The following is a 21,975-nucleotide window of genomic DNA, read 5'->3' as shown; positions in this document are numbered from 1 at the left end:
GGGACCCTGTGGGAGAGTAGGACGCCGCCGAACAATTGTTGAGTATGTGGGAAGGGTCTGCACGGTGTGCAGGCCCTTTTCGCATATCCAGACCCATTTCTGGAATCGCAGCAACCACTGCGAGGTCTGAGTACCCGGCGCACACGATGCCGAGGCAGTCGCCCAAGGGAAAACCGGGCACGAAGGCCGGTGTCAGAGCCGGCCCGACGCCTTCAGCGCGAGGTAGGCATCCGCCAGGGCCGGAGCGAGACGCTCCGGGGAAGCGTCGACGACCGTGACTCCCCGGCGCTTCAGCTGCTCCGCCGCGCGTCTGCGCTGAGCCTGCGTCTGAGCGGCTGCTGCCGCTTCGTACACCGCGTCCACTGTGCCCCGGGCCTGTTCCATCTCCTCTACGCGCGAGTCAGCCACAGAACCGACCAGGAGCGTATGCCGCCGCGTGAGCTGTGGCAGCACGGGGAGAAGCCCTTCCTCCACCGGCGCCATGTCGAGCGTGGTGAGGAGGACGATCAGCGCACCGGGCGACGCCTGAGCGAGTACGGCGGCCGTCAGACCCCGGGTGTCCGTCTCCACCAGTTCCGGCTCCAGCGTCGAAAGGGCCCGCATCAGGGTGGGCAGCAGGTCCGCGGTGTTCGACCGTTCCACGCGGACCCTGACACCGCGGTCGTAGGCGAGCAGACCGACCCGGTCACCCGCTCTCGACGCCAGCGCCGCCAGGAGCAGCGTCGCGTCCATCGCCGCGTCCAGACGCGGAACGTCGCCCACGCGGCCCGCCGAGGTACGGCCCGTGTCCAGGACGACGAGGATCTGGCGGTCCCGTTCCGGCCGCCACGTACGGACCGCGACGGCTGAGCCGCGGGCGGTGGCCCGCCAGTCGATGGACCGGGTGTCGTCCCCTGGTACGTACTCGCGGAGGCTGTCGAACTCGGTGCCCTGCCCGCGGATGAGCATGCTCGTACGGCCGTCGAGCTCGCGGAGCCTGGCGAGCCGCGACGGAAGGTGCCTGCGGCTCTCGAAAGGCGGGAGTACCCGCACGGCCCACGGCACACGGTGATTGCCCTGGCGGGCTGCGAGGCCCAGCGGACCGTACGAGCGGACCGTGACGCGGACCGCCTGTCGCTCTCCACGCCTCGCCGGCCGGAGCCAGGTGCCGACGCCGAGGCGTTCACCTGCGGGGATCGTGAGCCTGTGCCGGGCGGCCGCCTGTTCGTCCGCGGTCCCCCAGCTGCTTGGCGGCCATACGTCGCGTACGAGTGCGCGCAGCGTCCGGCCTGACGGGTTGGTGATGGTCAGGCGCACTTCGACCGCGTCACCGAGTCGAACGGATGTATCACCACTTCGGGTGAAGTGGAGCTTTCGCACTGGCGCGGCGAGCACGAGGTCGCACAAGATTGCGAGCAGGAGGACGCCCTCGATGGTCAGGATTCCTGGCCAGCCGGGGGCGAAGAGGCCGACGGGGAGTGCCCCGACGGCGGCAAGGAGCGCGGTTCTTCCGGTGAGCGTCATGGCCGGTGTCCGTCTCAGCGCGGTACGGGGACGTGGGCGAGCAGCGAGGTGATGACGCTGTCGGCCGTGACCCCTTCCATCTCGGCTTCGGGACGGAGCTGGATGCGGTGGCGGAGGGTGGGGAGCGCGAGGGCCTTCACGTCGTCCGGGGTGACGTAGTCCCGGCCGGTGAGCCAGGCCCAGGCGCGTGAGGTGGAGAGCAGTGCGGTGGCGCCTCGGGGGGAGACTCCGAGGCTGAGCGAGGGGGATTCACGAGTGGCACGGCAGATATCGACGACATAGCCGGCGATCTCCGGGGAGATCGAGGTCTTGGCGACGGCGGCGCGAGCCGCTTCGAGGTCCGCGGGCCCGGCGACGGGACGCACCCCCGCGGCCTGGAGGTCGCGCGGGTTGAAACCGGCCGCGTGCCGGGTCAGGACGTTGATCTCGTCCGCGCGTGACGGCAGGGGGACGGTCAGCTTCAGCAGGAACCGGTCGAGCTGGGCCTCGGGAAGGGGGTAGGTGCCCTCGTATTCGACGGGATTCTGTGTCGCTGCCACCAGGAAGGGATCGGGCAGCGGGCGGGCGGTGCCGTCCACGGTGACCTGGCGCTCCTCCATGGCTTCCAGAAGGGACGACTGGGTCTTCGGCGGCGTGCGGTTGATCTCGTCGGCGAGCAGCAGATTCGTGAAGGCGGGACCGGGCTGGAAGGAGAACTCCGCGGTGCGGGCGTCGTAGATGAGCGAGCCCGTCACATCACTGGGCATGAGGTCCGGCGTGAACTGGACGCGTTTGGTGTCGAGTTCGAGGGAAGCGGCGAGAGCGCGGACGAGGAGGGTCTTCGCGACGCCGGGTACGCCTTCGAGGAGGACGTGGCCCCGGCACAGGAGGGCGACGACGAGACCGGTGACGGCGGCGTCCTGGCCGACCACCGCCTTTCCGATCTCGGTGCGCAGCGCTTCGAGTGAGGCGCGGGCGCGGTCGGGATTCGCCGGCGTGCCGGCGGTCTCCTGGGTCGGGGCGCTCATGAGGTGCGTACCTCCCTTTCGAGGGCGTCGAGTTGGTCCGCGAGGCGGACGAGGGCGAGGTCGTCGGTCGGCTCCGGGCCGAACAGCAGGAACGGCAGGTCGAGATCGGTGCCGGGGAGGCGGGCCGAGACGGCCGGGACAAGTGTTTCGGGGGCGTGCGCGTCGGCAGGGCGTACGCCGAGGAGTGGTGCGAGGCGTTCGCGGGTGGCCGCGCGCAGGACGGCTGCCGCGCTGTCGCGGGAGCGGGTGGTGCGGTACAGCCGGGCTCGGCCCTCGGTGACCTCGGCGGCCCTGACGGCGACGGGGAGTGGTTCGGGTACGAGGGGGCCCAGTCTGCGGGCGCGCCACACCGCGGCCAGTACCGCGGCGAGGAGCAGTTGGAGGAAGCCCCACAGCCAGCCGGACGGAATGAGGTCGAGGAAGGCGTCTTCGCCGCCGGATTCGTTGGCGGTGTCATCAGTGAGCGAGGGGAGGTACCAGACGAGATGCGGTCGGGAGCCGAGGAGTTGCAAGGCGAGCGAGGCGTTGCCCCGCTTGTCGAGGTGGTCGTTGTAGAGAATGTCGGGGGAGCCGAGGACGACGGTGTCGCCTCCGTGGGCGCCCGGGGCGCGTACGAGGGTCGGCAGGCCGTTGGCGGGGTAACAGGAGTCGCTGCCCGGAAGGCGGGTGACGTAGCGTTCGCCGCCGGTGTCGGCGGTGCCTGCTCTTCGGGCGGCGGCAAGGCCGCAGTGCGGCGAGAGGGCGGAGGCGTCCGCGGCCTGGACGGCGCTGATGCCGGGGGCGAGGGCGGGCACGGACGCCGGTCCTGCGGCGAGGAGCACGGTGCGGCCGCCGGACGTCGCGAGGGCGGTGTGCAGGGTGCGCTGCTGCGCCTCGCTGAGCAGGTCGGGTTCCGTGACGAGGAGTGTCGCGGCCGGACCCGCGGCCGAGGCGGCGCCGTAGAGCGTCGTGACGACGTCGACGGATATGCCGTGGCTCTTGAGGAGTTGCGCCACGGCTCTGCTGCCGAGCGGGTCGGCGGCGCGTGGGTCGAGGCGGCCGTGCTTGTCGCCGGAACCGATCGCGGCGATGGCGATGCCCGCGATCAGCAGGAGGCCGAGGGCCAGGGCGATGCCGCGGCCGCGCGTCCACATCAGGCGGGCCGTGGGCGATGTGGAGGAGGCCGGGGGCGCGGTGAGGGTCATGCCGGCGGGCTCCCTGCCGCGGTGGTCTCGGCGGGCCGTTCGATGCTGGGTCTGGTGCGCCGCAGCTCGGCGTCGAGGTCGCGCAGACGCAGGTACGTACGCTGGTCGGCCTCGTGGCGGCCATACGTGACGGAATCGAAGTCCCAGGCCGCGGCGCGCAGACGCTTCGCGTGGGCGGGCAGGGGGCGCCCGGCGTCGGCGGCGGCCTCGGCGGCGGTCCTGCCGGGGCGCGGATCGAGCAGCGCGCGCTCCTCCAGCGCGCGGACGATCGCGCGCATCTGTTCCTGGACCGCTTCGCTCCAGCGCTCCGCCTCGGCGTGTGTCTCGGCGGTTGTGCGGTGGTCGGCGGCGCTGCGGGGCGCGTTGTCGAAGAGTGCTCCGCCGGCTGCGGTGGCGGCCGTCCGGCGCGGGGTGCCGAGCCGCCACCAGAGCGCTGCGAGCAGCGCGAGGACGACGACGGCGATGACGATCACTCCGAGGTGGCCGCCCGGGGCGGCGCCCGACGCCGCGTCCAGCAGGTCGCCGAGCCAGTCGAGGAAGTGGTGGATCGCCTGCTGGAGGAGATTCGGGTCGTGCTGGTGGTACGCCGGCTTCGACAGTTCCAGTTCGGCCTCCCTGCGGGCGGCCTCGCGGGATATGACGAGCGGTACGTGTCCGTCCCCGCCGGTCAGCCAGATCGCCGCCGGCGTTCCCCCCGTGACGGTCACCCCATCATCTCCCGGTGTATCCGGGGCCCGGCTGGGCGCTGTAGCCGGCGATCCCGGCGGCTCGTGCGAGTTCCAGGTCGAGGGCCTCGCGCCGGATGCGCCGGTCCACGTAGAGCAGGACGGTGACCCCGGCGGAGAACGGCAGGGTGATGGCGGACGCGATCACCGAACCGATGCTGGTGATGATGGTGTAGGTCAAACCGAAGTGGGGTGCGTTCCCGGCCAGCACGCTGTCGAGCCCGGAGCCGCCGTCCGCGACGGTCGCGATGAGACCGAACGGCACGGCGACGACGAGGGAGACGAGAAGGGTCAAAAGGCCCGCAAGGAGCAGGATGCCGAAGGTCCGCCACCACGCGCCGCGCACGAGTTTCGCGGAGCGCCGCATGGACGTGATCACGCCTTGGCGTTCCAGCATCAGGGCCGGGGACGCCAGGCTGAAGCGGATCATCAGCCAGACGGCCACGACGATCGCGGCGAGGAAGAGGAGCACGGACACGGCGATGCCGGCGCCGTTGCCCATCACGAAGCCCGGCACGAGAGCGACCGCCACGAGAGCGGCGCTGATCAGCGGCAGGAGCAGCGTCAGTCCGAGCAGTTGCAGAAGACGGGGGCGTGCCTCGTGCCAGGCGTCGCCGAACGTCACGTCGCGGCCCAGGACGGACCTGCTGACCACGACCGTGAGGACGGCGGTGGTGAACAGCGTGCCGATGAGGGTGACGGCAAGGGATACCAGCGACGTGGTCAGCGTCGACTGCAAGGCGTCGGCAGCCTGGTCGAGTGTCTGGCTCGGGGAGGCGGAGGGGTCGATCTGCGGGGGGTCCGGCAGCACGAGGCGCTCCAGGAGCACGTCGCACACGCGGGTGACCACGGCGACGGCGACGGTGACGCCGAGGGCCGTCCGCCAGTGTCTGCGCAGCACCGACACCGAGCCGTCGAGGATCTCGCCGAGGCCGAGCGGGCGCAGCGGGATCACGCCGGGCTTGGCGGCCTGAGGCCTGTTCCAGGCGGGGCCTCCGGGGCTGCCCCACCCCGCGGTCGGCGGGGGCCCTGGCTGCGCCGGTACGGTCGGCGGGGGGCTCGGTGGCGACCACTGGCCGGGAGGGGGCTGTTGGGCGGACCACCTGCCGGGCGGCGTACCGGCCTCGTCGGCGGGATGCGGTGTGCCGCCCTGCTGGCCGTCGGACGGGGCAGATCCGGGCGACGCCCAGCCCGGAGTGTCGTTCACGGTCGTCCACCTCGTGGAAGTGTCGTCGGTTGGGCTCGGCCTGTCGGTGGTGCGCGGCGGCCCGTCGATGCCGGCGAGCGGCGGGTTGGGGGCCATCGTGCCACGCGATACCCCCGGACGGGCCAGAGGGCATGTCTCCCGATGCCGTCTGTGCGTGCCTTCATTGTCCATGCCGGACCAGGCAGACTGGGCGAATGGCTGATCCGTACGCACCTGCCCCTGTTGACACAGTGTCCCCCGTCGTTCCGGTTCTTCGCTGGGACGAGCCTCCCGAAGGGCCGGTGCTCATACTGCTCGACCAGACGAGGCTGCCCGGGGAGGAGGTCGAGCGGGTCTGCACCGACGTGCCGGCGTTGGTGGACGCGATCCGGTCACTCGCGGTGCGGGGTGCTCCGCTGCTCGGTATCGCGGGGGCCTACGGGGTGGCGCTGGCGGCGGCCCGCGGGTTCGATGTGGACGACGCCGCCGAGTCGCTGTCCCGGGCGCGGCCCACCGCGGTCAACCTCGCCTATGGCGTGCGGCGGGCGCTGGCGGCGTACCGCGGTGCGCTGGAGGCCGGTGGAGACGTGGAGCGGGGTGCCGCGGCGGCGCTGGCGGCGGCCAGGCTCCTGCACCGGGAGGACGCGGAGAGCAGTGCCCGGATGGCGGAGGCCGGGCTTTCCCTCCTCGACGAGTTGCTTCCTGGCGGCAATCACCGGATTCTGACCCACTGCAACACGGGAGCGCTCGTGTCCGGTGGTGAGGGCACGGCGTTCGCGGTGGCGCTGGCGTCGCATCGGGCCGGCCGGCTGCGGCGGCTGTGGGTGGACGAGACCCGCCCGCTGCTTCAGGGCGCGCGCCTCACCGCGTACGAGGCGGCCCGCAGCGGGATGCCGTACACGCTGCTGACGGACAACGCGGCCGGTTCGCTGTTCGCGGCGGGAGAGGTGGACGCGGTGCTGATCGGCGCGGACCGGATCGCGGCCGACGGCTCCGTGGCGAACAAGGTGGGCAGCTATCCGCTCGCCGTGCTGGCCAGGTATCACCACGTGCCGTTCGTCGTGGTCGCGCCGACCACGACGATCGATCCGGAGACCCCGGACGGCGCGTCCATCGAGGTGGAGCAGCGTGCGGGACAGGAGGTGACGGAGTTCATGACGACCCCGGCGTCGGGTGGCGCGGAGCCGGGTCCGGGTGTGCCGGTGGCACCGCTGGGGACGCAGGCGTACAACCCGGCGTTCGATGTCACCCCGCCGGAGCTGGTGACGGCGCTCGTCACGGAAGACGGGGCGCTGTCCCCCGTGACCGGCAGTGGAATCGCTGACCTGTGTGCCAGGTCACGACAGGTAACGATTGGCTGATGGGATGATGTCGATATGAAGGGACGCGTCCTTGTCGTCGACGACGACACCGCACTGGCCGAGATGCTCGGCATTGTGCTGCGTGGTGAAGGGTTCGAGCCGTCGTTCGTGGCGGACGGGGACAAGGCGCTTGCCGCCTTCCGCGACGCCAAGCCGGATCTCGTACTGCTCGACCTGATGCTGCCCGGCCGGGACGGCATCGAGGTGTGCCGGCAGATCCGGGCCGAGTCTGGGGTGCCGATCGTGATGCTCACGGCGAAGAGCGACACCGTCGACGTGGTCGTCGGTCTGGAGTCGGGAGCGGACGACTACATCGTCAAGCCGTTCAAGCCCAAGGAGCTGGTGGCCCGGATAAGGGCCCGCCTGCGCAGGTCCGAGGAGCCGGCGCCGGAGCAGCTGACCATCGGCGACCTGGTGATCGACGTCGCGGGTCACTCGGTGAAGCGGGAGGGGCAGTCGATCGCTCTCACACCGCTGGAGTTCGACCTGCTGGTGGCGCTCGCCCGCAAGCCGTGGCAGGTGTTCACCCGTGAGGTGCTGCTGGAGCAGGTCTGGGGCTACCGGCATGCCGCGGACACCCGGCTGGTGAACGTGCACGTCCAGCGGCTGCGCTCCAAGGTCGAGCAGGACCCGGAGCGGCCGGAAATCGTGGTGACCGTCCGCGGGGTCGGTTACAAGGCAGGACCGAACTGACATGACCGGCGGCAGCACTGCGCCGAAAGCCGGGCGCCCGGGACGTGGCCGCCGCTTCCAGGGCGGTCGGCTCCTCCAGGACGCTCCGGCGGGCGGCCCGGTGCTGCGGCTGGTCATCCGGCTGCTGCGGCGTCCGCTGCTGCCGGTGATGCGGTTGTGGCGGCGCAACATCCAGCTGAGGGTCGTGGCGGCCACCCTGCTCATGTCGCTCGGCGTGGTGCTGCTCCTCGGGTTCGTGGTCATCGGCCAGGTGCGCAACGGCCTGGTCGAGGCGAAGGAGAAGGCCGCCCAGAGCCAGGCCGACGGCGGGTTCTCCGTCGCCCAGGAGAAGGCCGACGCGCCGTCCGCGCCGGGCGGCAGAGGCGATGACGGTACGGACTCCACGGTGGCCGGTACGAACTCGTGGCGTACGGACCTGGTGGAGCAGCTGGCGAGCGGCGGGCCCGGTGCGTTCAACGTGGTGGCGCTGAGTGCCGACCCGCTGCCCAAGCGTGCGCCGCGCACCTCCGGCGGCGTGGACCTGTCGTCCGTGCCCGACGATCTGCGGCGCGCCGTGGCCGGGGGGACCGGCGAGTTCAAGACGTACGCGCAGATCAAGTACACGGACGCGTCGGACGACCGGAAGCCAGAGCCGGCGCTGATCATCGGCAAGCGGCTCAATGACGTCGACCGCCATCCCTACGAGCTGTACTACCTCTTCCCGCTGACGCAGGAGGAGCAGTCCCTCAACCTGGTGAAGCGGACGCTGGCGACGGCGGGCCTGTTCGTGGTGGTCCTGCTCGGCGCGATCGCGTGGCTGGTGGTGAGGCAGGTGGTCACGCCGGTGCGGATGGCCGCCGGGATCGCCGAGCGGCTGTCCACGGGGCTGCTGCACGAACGGATGAAGGTCACAGGCGAGGACGACATCGCCCGGCTCGGCGAGGCCTTCAACAAGATGGCGCAGAACCTCCAGCTGAAGATCCAGCAGCTGGAGGAGCTGTCGCGGATGCAGCGGCGCTTCGTCTCGGACGTGTCCCACGAGCTGCGCACGCCGCTGACGACGGTACGGATGGCCGCCGATGTCATCCATGGGGCGCGGGAGGACTTCGACCCTGCGACGTCCAGGTCGGCGGAGCTGCTGGTCGGGCAGATCGACCGGTTCGAGTCGCTGCTCGCGGACCTGCTGGAGATCAGCCGGTTCGACGCGGGTGCGGCGGCCCTGGAGGCCGAGCCGATAGACCTGCGCGAGGTGGTGCGGCGGGTGATCGACGCGGCGGCGCCGCTGGCGGAGCGCAAGGGGTCGGCGGTCCGGGTCGTGGGCGACGAGCAGCCCGTCGTCGCGGAGGCCGACGCCCGGCGGGTGGAGCGGATGCTGCGCAATCTGGTGGTCAACGCCGTGGAGCACGGTGAGGGCCGGGACGTGGTGGTGCGGCTGGGGGCGGCCGGCGGGGCGGTGGCCGTCGCCGTGCGCGACTACGGCGTGGGGCTGAAGCCGGGCGAGGCCACGAGGGTCTTCAACCGGTTCTGGCGGGCGGACCCGGCGCGGGCGCGCGCCACCGGCGGTACGGGGCTCGGCCTGTCGATCGCCGTCGAGGACGCGCGCCTGCACGGTGGCTGGCTTCAGGCGTGGGGTGAGCCCGGTGGCGGCTCGCAGTTCCGGCTGACGCTGCCGCGCACGGCGGACGAGCCGCTGCGGGGCTCGCCGATACCGCTGGAGCCGGAGGATTCGCGTGGCAACCGGGCCCGGGCCGCCGCGGTGGTGGACAAGAGCGCACGGCAGGTCGCCACCACCGCGTTCCCGGTACGGGGGAGCGGTGGCGCGCTGCCCGTGCCGCCGGGGCAGGGGCCCCGGGGGACGGCTGTGGTGGACCCGACGGCGCTGCCGGGCAACGGCTCCCGGGTGGTGGCCAGGAACACCGGCGAGCGTCCGGTGGAGGGCGGTGCCCCTCGCGACGGGGAGCAGCCAGGGCGGGGCGGGGCGCACGTCCCGGATGGGCGCGGTGGCGACGGTGCGCGGGAGCGCGGTGCCGGCGGACAGGCCGCGGCCCCGGCCGGGGGCGGCCACCGGGGCGGCGGAGAGGAATCCGGGCGGAATCTCGCGCCGGGTGCGTCGGATCGGGAGGGCTCGACTCGTGGGCGGTGACCGCCTCCGGCGCGGCCGGACACGTCGTACGACACGGCTGGCTGCGGGGCTCGTGGTGCTGGCCCTGGCCCTGGCGGGGTGTGCCTCCATCCCCGATCAGGGGGACGTCGAGCCGGTCAAGGCGTCGCCGCAGGACGAGTCCCAGGTGCGGGTGTACGCGGTGCCGCCTCCGGCGAACGCGTCGGCCGGAGACATCGTCGACGGCTTCCTCGAAGCGATGACGAGCGACGACCCCGATTTCGCGATGGCGCGCAAGTACCTCGCCAAGGACGAGGCGAAGGACTGGCAGCCGCAGAAGGTCACGACGGTCCTCAGCGAGGCGCCCGATCTGGAGGGGCCCACGAAGCCTCCGTCGTCGGAGCAGCCGGGGCTGACGTACCAGATGCACGGGGACGAGATCGCGACGGTCGACGCCGGGCACGTCTACCGGCCGCTCAAGCCGGCCCGGTACGAGCAGCCGCTCCACCTCATCCAGGAGGAGGAGGGGAACCACAAGGAGTGGCGCATCGACGCGCTGCCACAGGGCCTCGTCCTGGGTGCGTCCGACTTCCAGCGCAACTACCGCCCCGTCGACACGTACTTCTATGCGAAGGGTGATGGCTGGCTGGTGTCCGATCCCGTCTTCATCAGGCAGCGGATAGACCCGTTGACGCGGATGGACCCGATCACACAGGCCGTCAACACGGTGTTGTCGGGACCCACCGGATGGCTGAAGCCGTCCGTCCAGTCGTCCTTCCCGGCGGGCACACGGCTTCAGAAGGGCACCAGGACTCTCCAGTTCGACGACAGCAACGCGCTGACCGTGCCGCTGAACGAAGCGGCGGCAAAGGTGAGGCCCGAGACGTGCAAGATGATGGCCGCTCAGCTGTTCTTCACACTGCGCGATCTGACGTCGACCCGGGTGAGCCAGATCGCGCTGCGAGCCGGGGGCAGTTCGCTCTGCTCCGTCAGTGGTGACGAGGCACAGGCATACGCGCCGGGGAACACGTCGGGCCGGTCCGACGACGCCTTCTACGTCGACTCCGACGGCCGGCTCGCCCGGCTGAAGCCCGACGACAAGAGCGGCAGCGACAAGGAGAACCGTGTCGTGGGGCCGTTCGGGGACGGCACGGCCAAGCTGGACTCGGTCGCGATCGCGCGGGACGAGAAGCTCGCCGCCGGTGTCGGACAGGACGACAAGTCCCTGTACGTCACGTCGATCACCAGTGACGCGGAGCTGGGCAGCCCGCTCGTGACCAGTCAGGGCAAGAAGGCCTCCGACCGGCTGTCCGCGCCGAGTTGGGACAGCAGGGGCGATGTGTGGGTCGCCGACCGGGACCCGGACCACGCCAGGCTGCTCCAGTTCGAGAACGGTACGTCGTCCTCCGAGGAGGCCGAGGTCGAAGGGCTCGACGGGCGCCGGATCGAGGCGGTGCGGATCTCGTCGGACGGGGTCCGGATCGCGCTGCTCCTGACGAAGGGCAACCGGACGAGCCTGGAGATCGGGCGCGTGCACCAGAGCGGCTCTGGCGACCACAAGAAGCTGGCCGTGGAGGACCTGAAGTCGCTGACCCCGCAGATGGAGACCGTGACGGCGGTGTCCTGGGCGGGGCCGAGCCGGCTGGTCATCGTCGGCAAGGAGGCCGGCGGCGTGCAGCAGGTGCGGTTCATCCAGGCCGACGGCTCGACGTCGGACGCGAGCGTTCTGCCGGGGCTGAACCAGGTGACGGCCGTCGCCGCGGGCGATACGGACTCGAAGGCCCTGGTCGCGGACTCCGGGGACGCGGGCATCGTGCAGCTGCCCACGGGCGGCAACTGGCAGGCGGTCGTCGAGCACGGTTCGTCGCCGGTCTACCCGGGCTGAGCCGACCCGGGCAGGGCCGCCTGTCGCGGTCGCCGCCGGGGGCCCCGGTGGGTTGTCCCCATGGTGTTGTTCGCGTTATCCACAGGCGTCGGCGAGGTCCGGTCCTTCGCGGCACAGTGGATGCCATGCGGGGATGGTGGAGGGAGATCGGCGGCCTTGTCCTGCCGGTCGCGTGCGCCGGGTGCGGCAGGCAGCGCACGCCGTTGTGCGAGAGGTGCGGGCGGGCGGTGTACGGGGAGCGGGCGCGCCGCGTGCGGCCGTCGCCCGAGCCTCCGGGCCTGCCGGCGGTCTACGCGGCGGCCTCCTACGAGGATGCCGTACGGGCCGTGCTGCTGGCCCACAAGGAGCGCGGGGCACTCGGGCTCGCGGCGCCGCTCGGCAGGGCGCTGGCGGGCGCTGTGCGGCTGGCAGCGCCGCCGGATACGGATGCCGGGCCGCTGCTGCTCGTACCGGTGCCGTCGGCGGCGCGCGCGGTCGCGGCGCGGGGGCACGACGCGGGACGCAGGACCGCCCTCGCGGCGGCTGCCGAGTTGCGGCGGGGCGGCAGGGTGGTACGGGTGGTTCCGGTGCTGCGGCAGCGCAGGGCCGTGGCCGACCAGGCGGGGCTGGCCGCGAGCGGGCGGCGGGCGAATCTGGCCGGGGCCCTGGAGGTCGCGGCCGGGGGCTCGCGGCTGCTCGCCGCGGGCCGGGTGGTTCTGGTGGACGACCTGGTGACGACGGGTGCCTCGCTGGCGGAGGCGGCGAGGGCCCTGCGGGCGGCCCACGGCGCCGGGACGGCCGCGGGCCGGGCGGCTGAGGTGGAGCGAGAGACCGTGGTGGCCGCTGTTGTCGCGGCTTCTTCGGTTGCCTTCGAAATAAACCGGAACTGACTGCTTAGTTGCGCGATCGCAGGTAATGCGAGAGGAAAAACACCTGAACGGAGGTAGCTGCCTGTACCGGGTGCCGACACCCCTCCCGGAGAGCTATGTTCGGTTGAGAGGAATGGCGAAAGCTGTGACTCGGTGAATGCACTGTGGTGCTTCGGCGTTTTCGGAGAACCTCCGGCGGGCACGGGTGGGAACCAGGCCGACGGGGGAGGAGGAGGTGAAAGTCGCCAAGTCCGAGGCTCCGGTGGCCGCCGGGGCCTGGTGCAACAAGGAGTGCCTCCGCAGCGAGGCGGGGGTGCTCCGGGAACGGAGTTCTGCGTGGACATCGTCGTCAAGGGCCGCAAGACAGAGGTGCCGGAGCGATTCCGGAAGCACGTGGCCGAGAAGCTGAAACTGGAGAAGATCCAGAAGCTCGACGGCAAGGTCATCAGCCTCGACGTCGAGGTGTCCAAGGAACACAACCCGCGTCAGGCCGACCGCTGTGACCGCGTGGAGATCACGCTCCGCTCCAGGGGACCGGTGATCCGCGCGGAGGCCTCAGCGGCGGACCCCTACGCGGCGCTCGATCTCGCCACGGGCAAGCTGGAGGCGCGGCTGCGCAAGCAGAACGAGAAGCGGCACAACCGACGCGGCCACGGCAGGATTTCCGCCGCCGAGGTGGCGGACGTGGTGCCCGGCGTCGCCGAGTACAGCATGAACGGCGCCGCCGCGCTCCCGGACGGCGAGGTGGCCGTGCGCACCACGAGGATCGGCTCGCTGGAGGTGCAGGGCGACGGGCCGCTGGTGGTCCGCGAGAAGAACCACGCGGCGGCGCCGATGACGCTCGACCAGGCGCTCGAAGAGATGGAACTCGTCGGCCACGACTTCTACTTGTTCGTGGACTCCGACACGAAGGAACCCAGCGTCGTCTACCGGCGGCACGCCTATGACTACGGAGTGATCCACCTGAGGACGGACCCGCTCGCGGGACCGGAGACGGGCGGTGCCGGCGGGGCGCTCGGCGGCTGAGGGGCCGAAGCGACCGGTGTGGTGCCCCCCCGGGCCTGACGGGTCCGCGGGGGCGCGCCCGCGCCGCACGGATGGCCCCACCATGAGGTCCCGGCATGGAATCATGGGCACGCAGGCCAACGGGCGGTCGATGCACTGGGGTTGACCGCCGCAGCAAACTTGGAGGCGCTGCCTTCAGGGGGAGGAACGATGGCGGACGGCTTCGGGCCGGTACTGGGAGCGCGGGGTGCCGGGGTCCCGGCCGACACCGTCGAGCCCGACGACGGCCACGCGTACGGCGCGGCCGAGAAGGAGCCCATCAGGGTCCTCGTTGTCGACGATCACGCCCTCTTCCGCCGAGGGCTTGAGATCGTCCTCGCCCAGGAAGAGGACATCCAGGTCGTGGGCGAGGCCGGGGACGGCGCGGAAGCCGTCGACAAGGCCGCCGACCTGCTCCCCGACATCGTGCTGATGGACGTGCGCATGCCCAGGCGCGGCGGTATCGAGGCCTGCACCTCCATCAAGGAGGTGGCCCCGAGCGCCAGGATCATCATGCTGACGATCAGCGACGAGGAGGCCGATCTCTACGATGCGATCAAGGCCGGCGCGACCGGCTACCTGCTGAAGGAGATCTCCACCGACGAGGTCTCCACCGCGATCCGCGCGGTCGCCGACGGGCAGTCCCAGATCAGCCCCTCCATGGCGGCGAAGCTGCTCACCGAGTTCAAGTCGATGATCCAGCGCACCGACGAGCGCCGGCTCGTGCCCGCCCCGCGGCTCACGGACCGCGAGCTCGAAGTACTCAAACTCGTCGCGACGGGCATGAACAACCGGGACATCGCGAAAGAGCTGTTCATCTCCGAGAACACCGTGAAGAACCACGTGCGCAACATTCTGGAGAAGCTCCAGCTGCACTCCCGGATGGAGGCCGTCGTCTACGCGATGCGCGAGAAGATCCTCGAAATCCGCTGACGCGGGACGCCGGTCGCCCGACGCCCACGCCCCGAGGCGTGACGATCGGCCGCGAGACCGCGGGGCGGTCTGAGCGCGCCTGGTCGCCGGCCGTGTGTCGGGGGGCCCCCCCCCCCCCCCCGCGGGGGGCCCCCCCCCCCCCCCCCCCCCCCCGTGCCCGCGGGGCGGTCGTCGCGCGGGGGGGCGCCGGGGGGGGGGGGGCGCCCCCCCCCGCGCCCCTCTCATGCCGCCCCTCAGGTGAGAGCGCGTACCAGCTCCGCCGCGAGGCCGGGAGCGTCCACGCGCTCGATCCGCACCGCGTCGCAGCCGACCCACTCCGCGGCCTCGCGCAGGGCCTGCGCCATCGGCTCGACCGCCTTCGGGCCGTCGAGCGAGACCTGCCGGGCCACCAGCGTGCTGCCCGAGCGCGCCGGGTCCACCCGCCCGACCAGCTTGCCGCCCGCCAGCAGCGGCATCGCGAAATAGCCGTGCAGCCGCTTGGGCTTGGGCACATAGGCCTCCAGCCGGTGCGTGAAGCCGAAGATCCGCTCCGTCCTGGCCCGCTCCCAGATCAGCGAGTCGAAGGGCGACAACAGCGTCGTACGATGCCGCCCGCGCACCGGCGCGGCCAGCGCGTCGGGATCGGCCCAGGCCGGTCTGGACCACCCCTCGACCGTCACCGGCACCAGGCCCGAGTCCGCGATCACGGCGTCGACCTGCTCGCCCTTGAGCCGGTGGTAGTCCGCGATGTCGGCCCGCGTCCCGACACCGAGTGCCTTGCCCGCGAGGCGGACCAGAGGGCGCACGCACTCGATGTCGTCCAGGTCGTCGTGGAGCAGGGCCGCGGGGACGGCCCGCTCCGCCAGGTCGTAGACGCGCTTCCAGCCGCGCCTGCCGGTGCACACCACCTCCCCGTACATCAGGGCGCGCTCGACGGCGATCTTCGCGTCGGACCAGTCCCACCAGGGGCCGCCGTTCTTCGCGCCGCCCAGCTCCGTCGCCGTCAGGGGGCCCTCGTCGCGCAGCTGCTTGACGACCGTGTCGTACGCGCCGTCCGACAGGTCGTGGTGCCAGTGCGGGCGGCCGCGGTACGCGCGGCGGCGGAACGCGAACAGCGGCCACTCCTCGATGGGCAGCACGCACGCCGCGTGCGACCAGTACTCGAAGGCGTGCGGGACCGGCGAGGGGCCGCCGGGCGGCGCCGGTGTCCAGTACGCCTTCTCGATCGCGTCGCGGCCGACGGGGCCCAGCCGTGCGTACGGCACGAGCTCGTGCGAGCGGGCGAGCACCGAGATCGTGTCCAGCTGGACCGCGCCGAGGGCGCGCAGCACCCCGCGCACGCCGCCGCGCCGGTCGGGCGCGCCGAGGAGACCCTGTGCGCGCAGCGCGATACGGCGGGCCTCGGCGGCGGACAGTTCCACGGCGGACGGCTCGGTGGCGGGCGAGGCGGTCGTCATGCTCCGCACCCTAGACGGCGGCACTGACAACGGGTCTGGGCGGTGAGGGACGGAGACGGCAGGCGGTGAGGGAGGGAGACGGCGAAGGCCGGTGGGCGAGGGCCGGAGCGCGGCGGTGAGAGCCGGCGGGCCGGACGCGGAAGGGGAAGAGGGAGCACGGCAGACCGCACGCCGCGTCCCGCGTAGGGCAGGCCGCGCGCCGTGAGGACCGGGCGGGTCAGACGCCCGTGCGCGTGCGCGGGGTCGGCAGGTACGGGTGTTCGCCCACGAGCCCCAGGTCGGACGGGAGCAGTGAGCCGATCCACAGGTCCCGCAGGACGCCGCGGCTGAGCAGGGCGGCCCGCAGGGTGCCCTCCACCAGGAAGCCGGCCCGCTCCGCCACGGCCCGCGACCCGGTGTTGCCCGTCTCCGCCCGCCACTCAAGGCGCTCGACGCCCTGGGCGAACGCCCAGCGGGCCAGCGCGGCGACCGCCTCCGCCGTGTATCCCCGGCCCCGGTGCTCGCGCACGGTCCAGTACCCGACCTCCCAGAGGTCGCCCTGCCGGTGGAGATTGGCCGCGCCTATGAGAGGGCCGCCGGCGAGCGGGAAGACGCCGAAGGTGTAGGCGGTGTCCGTCCGCCATCCCTCGGTGACGAGCTGTTCCACGAAGTACTCCGCGTGCCGGCGCTCGTACGGCGACGGAATCGGCACCCACCGCTGGATCTCCGCGTCCTGGCAGGCGGCGTGCACGGCGTCGGTGTCGGTCCCGGCCAGGGCGCGGAGCGTGAGGCGCTCGGAGTGGAACGTCTGAGGGTTCATGCACGGAATTCTCGCCGGTCCTTGAAGGAGGCGGGGGCAGACTTTTGCCGGGGCACCGGCACCTTGAACGGCTCCCGGGCGTTCTAGTTGAGGGAGACCGTTGGCCCCGCATCGCAGCGGCCCTCCCGGCGCGGGCCCGTCCTCGCTTACGATGGCCGATGCGGTGGGGCACGCCCGCCGTGCCAGCGCCCCCTTCACTACCCCAGTGCCAGGCCCGACCGGCAAGGAGAGCAGCCTCAGTGTCCGTCTTCAACAAGCTCATGCGTGCAGGCGAAGGCAAGATCCTGCGCAAACTGCACCGCATCGCGGACCAGGTCAACTCCATCGAAGAGGACTTCGTCAACCTCTCCGACGCCGAGTTGCGAGCGCTCACGGACGAGTACAAGGAGCGCATTGCCGAGGGTGAGAGCCTCGACGACCTGCTCCCCGAGGCCTTCGCCACCGTCCGCGAGGCGGCCAAGCGCGTGCTCGGACAGCGCCACTACGACGTGCAGCTCATGGGCGGTGCGGCCCTGCACCTCGGCTATGTCTCGGAGATGAAGACCGGTGAGGGCAAGACCCTCGTCGGCACGCTTCCCGCGTATCTGAACGCGCTCTCGGGCAAGGGCGTCCACCTGATCACGGTGAACGACTACCTGGCCGAGCGCGACTCCGAGATGATGGGCCGCGTCCACAAGTTCCTCGGCCTCTCTGTCGGCTGCATCCTGGCGAACATGTCGCCGGCGCAGCGCCGTGAGCAGTACGGATGCGACATCACGTACGGCACGAACAACGAGTTCGGCTTCGACTACCTGCGTGACAACATGGCGTGGTCGCAGGACGAGCTGGTGCAGCGCGGCCACAACTACGCGATCGTCGACGAGGTCGACTCGATCCTCGTGGACGAGGCCCGTACGCCGCTGATCATCTCCGGCCCCGCCGACCAGGCCACGAAGTGGTACGGCGACTTCGCCAAGCTCGTGACGCGCCTGACCAAGGGCGAGGCGGGCAACCAGCTCAAGGGCATCGAGGAGACCGGCGACTACGAGGTCGACGAGAAGAAGCGCACGGTCGCGATCCACGAGCCGGGCGTCACCAAGGTCGAGGACTGGCTGGGCATCGACAATCTCTACGAGTCGGTGAACACGCCCCTCGTCGGTTACCTGAACAACGCGATCAAGGCCAAGGAACTCTTCAAGAAGGACAAGGACTACGTCGTCATCGACGGCGAGGTCATGATCGTCGACGAGCACACCGGCCGTATCCTCGCCGGCCGCCGCTACAACGAGGGCATGCACCAGGCGATCGAGGCGAAGGAAGGGGTGGACATCAAGGACGAGAACCAGACGCTCGCGACGATCACCCTCCAGAACTTCTTCCGCCTGTACGACAAGCTCTCCGGCATGACCGGTACGGCCATGACCGAGGCGGCGGAGTTCCACCAGATCTACAAGCTCGGCGTCGTGCCCATCCCGACGAACAAGCCGATGGTCCGCATGGACCAGTCCGACCTGATCTACCGGACCGAGGTCGCGAAGTTCGCGGCGGTCGTGGACGACATCGAGGAGAAGCACGACAAGGGGCAGCCGATCCTCGTCGGCACCACCTCCGTCGAGAAGTCCGAGTACCTGTCGCAGCAGCTGAACAAGCGCGGCATCCAGCACGAGGTGCTGAACGCGAAGCAGCACGACCGTGAGGCGCCGATCATCGCCCAGGCCGGGCGCAAGGGCGCGGTGACGGTCGCGACGAACATGGCCGGCCGTGGCACCGACATCAAGCTCGGCGGCAACCCCGACGACCTCGCGGAGGCGGAGCTGCGGCAGCGCGGCCTGGACCCGGTGGAGCACGTCGAGGAGTGGGCGGCGGCGCTGCCCGCCGCGCTGGAGAAGGCGGAGCAGGCCGTCAGCGCCGAGTTCGAAGAGGTCAAGAGCCTCGGCGGACTGTACGTGCTGGGCACGGAGCGGCACGAGTCGCGCCGTATCGACAACCAGCTGCGCGGCCGTTCCGGCCGTCAGGGCGACCCCGGCGAGTCCCGCTTCTACCTGTCGCTGGGTGACGACCTCATGCGGCTGTTCAAGGCGCAGATGGTCGAGCGCGTGATGTCGATGGCGAACGTGCCGGACGACGTGCCGATCGAGAACAAGATGGTGACGCGCGCCATCGCGTCCGCTCAGTCGCAGGTCGAGCAGCAGAACTTCGAGACGCGCAAGAACGTCCTCAAGTACGACGAGGTGCTGAACCGCCAGCGCGAGGTCATCTACGGCGAGCGTCGGCGCGTCCTGGAGGGCGAGGACCTCCAGGAGCAGGTCAGGCACTTCATGAACGACACGATCGACGCCTACATCCAGGCGGAGACCGTCGAGGGCTTCGCCGAGGAGTGGGACCTCGACCGGCTGTGGGGCGCGTTCAGGCAGCTCTACCCGGTCAAGGTCACGGTGGAGGAGCTGGAGGACGAAGCGGGCGACCGCGCGGGCCTCACGGCCGAGTTCATCGGCGAGTCCATCAAGGAGGACATCGGCGAGCAGTACGAGCAGCGCGAGAGCCAGCTCGGCTCGGAGATCATGCGTGAGCTGGAGCGGCGCGTGGTCCTGTCGGTCCTGGACCGCAAGTGGCGCGAGCACCTCTACGAGATGGACTACCTCCAGGAGGGCATCGGCCTGCGGGCGATGGCGCAGAAGGACCCGCTGGTCGAGTACCAGCGCGAGGGCTTCGACATGTTCAACGCCATGATGGAGGGCATCAAGGAGGAGTCCGTCGGCTACCTGTTCAACCTGGAGGTTCAGGTCGAGCAGCAGGTCGAGGAGGTCGAACTCCCGGCGCAGGAAGCGGTGCCCGCCGTGGACGCCGAGCCGACGTCGCTGGTCAAGGAGGACGCGGTGGCCGCGGGCGTGCGGCCGGAGATCCGGGCGAAGGGCCTGGACGCCCCGCAGCGCCCCGACCGCCTGCACTTCTCCGCGCCGACCGTGGACGGTGAGGGCGGCGTGGTCGAGGGCGACTTCGAGCACGAGCCCGCGGGCGGGCCGACGCGCTCGACGTCGGACGGCATGACCCGCGCCGAGCGCCGCAAGGCGCAGCGCGGCGGTGGCGGCAAGCGCCGCAAGAGGTAAGCATCCGCCCACGACGGGCCGGGCGAGCGCCGGGGGGCGCGCGCCCCCCCCGCCGTGCGTTCCGTGGGTGCCGGACCGCGTAGGCGAGTGCCGGGCCGGACGCTCCCTCGGTGTCACGCGTCCTGGCGGGTGACGCGGGCTCCGCCGATCTCCACGGCCGCGCAGCGCCAGCGGCGGTCCTCGCCCTGTTCAAGGCGGAAGGCCATCGCGCGCACCCGCGCGCCCGAGACGATACTCGCGTACGCCTCGACCACGCCGGGGCGCGGGCGGAAGCCGCGGCAGCGCCCGATGACCGGCCGAGGGCGGCCCGCGGCCGCGCCGAGCGGGGCGCCGGGCGCGAGCTGGACGAGTTGCTCGTACGCCTCGCCCACGGTCCAGCCGAGCATCCAGTGCACCGGGCGGCCCCCACTGAGGACGGCGAGCAGACGCTCGGCGAACAGGTCGTGCGGTGGGAGGACGTGCGGGCGGCGCGGCGCGGAGGCCGTGCCGGGGCCGCGCGGGTCGCGCCTGCCCGGTGGGCGCCTGGCGCCGATCACCCGGGCCGCCGAGGCATCAGGAGCGACCCCCCGGGCGGCCCTGGCGGACGCACTGCGGCCCGGTGTGGTCCTGGTCGATGCGGTCATGCAGATCGCCCCCGTTCTGCCGCCGACCGGCATACCGGTCGGTAACTTTGTGTTGCGCATCTTCTACGGGGAGTGATCGGCCCGGCGCAAGGCCCCGCAGGTGCGCGGCGGTGACGCGCCCTGTCACCCGTGCGAGTGAATGAAGGGCGACTGCCGGCCGGAATCGCACGGAGCGCGGCGTCCCGGACGCGACGCGTGATGGACGCGGGCGCCCCGGCGACGTCACTCCGAGGGGGGACACCCGCACGTATCCTGGGTGCCGCCCCCGACGACGAAAGCGGTCCACCTCATGCGCGTCTACGTCCCCCTGACCCTCCCCGGTCTCGCCGAGGCGCACAGGACGGGCGAGCTGGGCCCCGGGCCGCTCACGGCCTACGCGGTGACGCCCGGCCTGCGCGAGTGGTACGTCTCCGACGACATCGAGGAACTGGAGTACGCGGCGCTCAGCCGCGCCGCGGCGGCGTCGCTGCGCACCCTCGCCACGGAGCCGTCCCTGCCCCGCCGCCGCGTCGTGATCGCCGTCGACGTGCCCGACAGGGACGCGCTCGCCGACCCCGACCGCGGACTGGACGGAAGCTCCGTCGGCGAGGTCAGGATCGCCGCCGCCGTCCCGATGGCCAAGGCCGCCGCCGTCCACGTCGACGCCGACGCCGCGCACGACGACGTCTCGGCGGCCGCCGCCGCGCTCGGCGCCGCCGACCAGGGCGACGACGACGCGCAGTTCACGGTGGACGGCGCGGAGGACCACGAGCTGCTCTGGTACGGAGTGCAGGAGATCCCCGGCCTGATCGGCTGATCCGCCGCGCGGGCCGCCCGTTGTCAGACCCCCTGGGTACCGTTTCGGGCATGGGGAATCAGAGCGCACATCTCGTCTGGGACTGGAACGGCACGCTCTTCGACGACATCGAGGCGGTTCTCGCCGCGACCAACGCGTCGTTCGCGGAGTTCGGCATGGAACCGCTCACGCTGGAGCGATACCGCGAGCTGTACTGCGTGCCGGTGCCCGTCTTCTACGAGCGGCTGGCCGGGCGGCGGCCGACCGAGGCCGAGTGGCTCGTGATGGACGAGGCGTTCCACCGGCACTACACCGCCCACAAGACGTCCTGCGGCCTCGCCGAGGGCGCGGCCGACCTGCTCGCGCAGTGGTCGCTCGCCGGCCGCTCCCAGTCGCTGTGCAGCCTCTACGCGCACGAGGAGCTGCTGCCCGTGGTCGGAGGCTTCGGCATCGACGGGCACTTCATACGGGTCGACGGCAGGACGGGCCCCTCGGGCGTCGGCAAGTCCGACCAGATGGCCCGGCATGTGGCGGCTCTCACAGCATCGGAAGGCGTCTGCCCGGAGCGCACGGTCGTCATCGGGGACGCCCTGGACGACGCGCTGGCCGCGCGGCACGTGGGCGCGCGCGCCGTGCTGTACACGGGTGGCTCCAACAGCAGGGCGAGCCTCGCGACGGCGGGCGTACCCGTCGTGGACACCCTGTCGGAGGCCGTCGAGACGGCATACGCGCTGGTGGAGTGAGGTGTGAGGGGCCGGTCGGCCCTCCGTGGGCCGGTGGCGGAGCCGGGCCGGAGTGGGGGCGGGC

General features: G+C 71.7%; 18 protein-coding genes. 10 read left to right on the top strand and 8 right to left on the bottom strand.

Translation table 11 applies throughout. The features are described from left to right. Window positions 1-192 precede the first annotated feature (192 nt). From LCE31_RS18255 to LCE31_RS18235, 5 genes are read right to left on the bottom strand one after another with little or no spacing between them, the layout of a single operon-like run. Window positions 193-1,503 (bottom strand): DUF58 domain-containing protein, encoded by a 1,311-nt coding sequence (locus LCE31_RS18255; protein WP_225015454.1) that lies wholly within the window; start codon window positions 1,501-1,503, stop codon window positions 193-195. A gap of 14 nt (window positions 1,504-1,517) precedes the next feature. Beyond that, a complete protein-coding gene (locus LCE31_RS18250; protein ID WP_225015452.1) occupies window positions 1,518-2,510 on the bottom strand; it encodes an AAA family ATPase in 993 nt (330 codons plus the stop codon). Next, on the bottom strand, window positions 2,507-3,694 hold the full coding sequence (locus LCE31_RS18245; RefSeq protein ID WP_225015450.1) for a DUF4350 domain-containing protein: 1,188 nt from the start codon (window positions 3,692-3,694) through the stop codon (window positions 2,507-2,509). The genes LCE31_RS18250 and LCE31_RS18245 overlap by 4 nt, the downstream gene beginning before the upstream one ends. Further along, complete coding sequence (locus tag LCE31_RS18240; RefSeq protein ID WP_225015448.1) at window positions 3,691-4,401, bottom strand: DUF4129 domain-containing protein; 711 nt, start codon at window positions 4,399-4,401, stop codon at window positions 3,691-3,693. The genes LCE31_RS18245 and LCE31_RS18240 overlap by 4 nt, the downstream gene beginning before the upstream one ends. Window positions 4,402-4,405: 4 nt before the next feature. Continuing rightward, window positions 4,406-5,626: a DUF7544 domain-containing protein gene (locus LCE31_RS18235; RefSeq protein WP_225015446.1), complete on the bottom strand. Its 1,221-nt coding sequence runs from the start codon at window positions 5,624-5,626 to the stop codon at window positions 4,406-4,408. A gap of 194 nt (window positions 5,627-5,820) precedes the next feature. On the opposite strand from LCE31_RS18235, the gene mtnA reads away from it, so the two are divergent. From mtnA to LCE31_RS18200, 7 genes are all read left to right on the top strand, one after another. Then, window positions 5,821-6,966, top strand: a complete 1,146-nt coding sequence (gene mtnA, locus LCE31_RS18230) for an S-methyl-5-thioribose-1-phosphate isomerase (protein ID WP_225015444.1) — start codon at window positions 5,821-5,823, stop codon at window positions 6,964-6,966. A gap of 15 nt (window positions 6,967-6,981) precedes the next feature. Continuing rightward, window positions 6,982-7,659: a two-component system response regulator MtrA gene (gene mtrA / locus LCE31_RS18225; RefSeq protein ID WP_225015442.1), complete on the top strand. Its 678-nt coding sequence runs from the start codon at window positions 6,982-6,984 to the stop codon at window positions 7,657-7,659. Between the two features lies 1 nt (window position 7,660). Continuing rightward, window positions 7,661-9,781: an MtrAB system histidine kinase MtrB gene (gene mtrB / locus LCE31_RS18220; RefSeq protein ID WP_225015439.1), complete on the top strand. Its 2,121-nt coding sequence runs from the start codon at window positions 7,661-7,663 to the stop codon at window positions 9,779-9,781. After that, complete coding sequence (locus LCE31_RS18215; protein WP_225015437.1) at window positions 9,771-11,624, top strand: LpqB family beta-propeller domain-containing protein; 1,854 nt, start codon at window positions 9,771-9,773, stop codon at window positions 11,622-11,624. Before mtrB ends, LCE31_RS18215 begins: the two co-directional genes overlap by 11 nt. Before the next feature lie 125 nt (window positions 11,625-11,749). Next, the gene (locus tag LCE31_RS18210; RefSeq protein ID WP_225015435.1) at window positions 11,750-12,493 is read left to right on the top strand and encodes a ComF family protein; all 744 of its coding nucleotides are present in this window, start codon (window positions 11,750-11,752) and stop codon (window positions 12,491-12,493) included. Window positions 12,494-12,808: 315 nt separating this feature from the next. Continuing rightward, window positions 12,809-13,498, top strand: a complete 690-nt coding sequence (hpf, locus tag LCE31_RS18205; RefSeq protein ID WP_225015433.1) for a ribosome hibernation-promoting factor, HPF/YfiA family — start codon at window positions 12,809-12,811, stop codon at window positions 13,496-13,498. Between the two features lie 189 nt (window positions 13,499-13,687). After that, a complete protein-coding gene (locus LCE31_RS18200) occupies window positions 13,688-14,449 on the top strand; it encodes a response regulator (RefSeq protein ID WP_225015430.1) in 762 nt (253 codons plus the stop codon). A gap of 233 nt (window positions 14,450-14,682) precedes the next feature. On the opposite strand, the gene LCE31_RS18195 is transcribed toward LCE31_RS18200, so the two are convergent. Beyond that, the gene (locus tag LCE31_RS18195; RefSeq protein ID WP_225015427.1) at window positions 14,683-15,885 is read right to left on the bottom strand and encodes a winged helix-turn-helix domain-containing protein; all 1,203 of its coding nucleotides are present in this window, start codon (window positions 15,883-15,885) and stop codon (window positions 14,683-14,685) included. Between the two features lie 217 nt (window positions 15,886-16,102). Then, window positions 16,103-16,684, bottom strand: coding sequence for a GNAT family N-acetyltransferase (locus LCE31_RS18190; RefSeq protein ID WP_225015425.1), 582 nt, complete (start codon window positions 16,682-16,684; stop codon window positions 16,103-16,105). Between the two features lie 239 nt (window positions 16,685-16,923). Here LCE31_RS18190 and secA point away from each other — a divergent pair, with 239 nt between their 5' ends. Continuing rightward, window positions 16,924-19,770 carry a preprotein translocase subunit SecA gene (secA, locus tag LCE31_RS18185; RefSeq protein WP_225015423.1) on the top strand — a complete coding sequence of 949 codons (2,847 nt, stop codon included), beginning with the start codon at window positions 16,924-16,926 and terminating at the stop codon, window positions 19,768-19,770. 113 nt (window positions 19,771-19,883) lie between these two features. On the opposite strand, the gene LCE31_RS40880 is transcribed toward secA, so the two are convergent. Next, window positions 19,884-20,393 (bottom strand): Rv3235 family protein, encoded by a 510-nt coding sequence (locus tag LCE31_RS40880; RefSeq protein ID WP_308042265.1) that lies wholly within the window; start codon window positions 20,391-20,393, stop codon window positions 19,884-19,886. A 289-nt stretch (window positions 20,394-20,682) separates the two neighbouring features. Between LCE31_RS40880 and LCE31_RS18175 the strand changes: the two genes are divergently transcribed. Both LCE31_RS18175 and LCE31_RS18170 read left to right on the top strand, forming a co-directional pair. Then, window positions 20,683-21,189 (top strand): DUF6912 family protein, encoded by a 507-nt coding sequence (locus LCE31_RS18175; protein ID WP_225015420.1) that lies wholly within the window; start codon window positions 20,683-20,685, stop codon window positions 21,187-21,189. Between the two features lie 50 nt (window positions 21,190-21,239). Continuing rightward, the gene (locus LCE31_RS18170) at window positions 21,240-21,911 is read left to right on the top strand and encodes an HAD family hydrolase (protein ID WP_225015418.1); all 672 of its coding nucleotides are present in this window, start codon (window positions 21,240-21,242) and stop codon (window positions 21,909-21,911) included. The last annotated feature ends 64 nt before the right edge of the window (window positions 21,912-21,975 follow it).

The organism is Streptomyces sp. 8L (genome assembly GCF_020176795.1).
Taxonomy (GTDB): domain Bacteria; phylum Actinomycetota; class Actinomycetes; order Streptomycetales; family Streptomycetaceae; genus Streptomyces.
The sequence above is the reverse complement of the archived record's forward strand: the minus strand, read 5'-3'. Positions and strand labels throughout refer to the sequence as shown.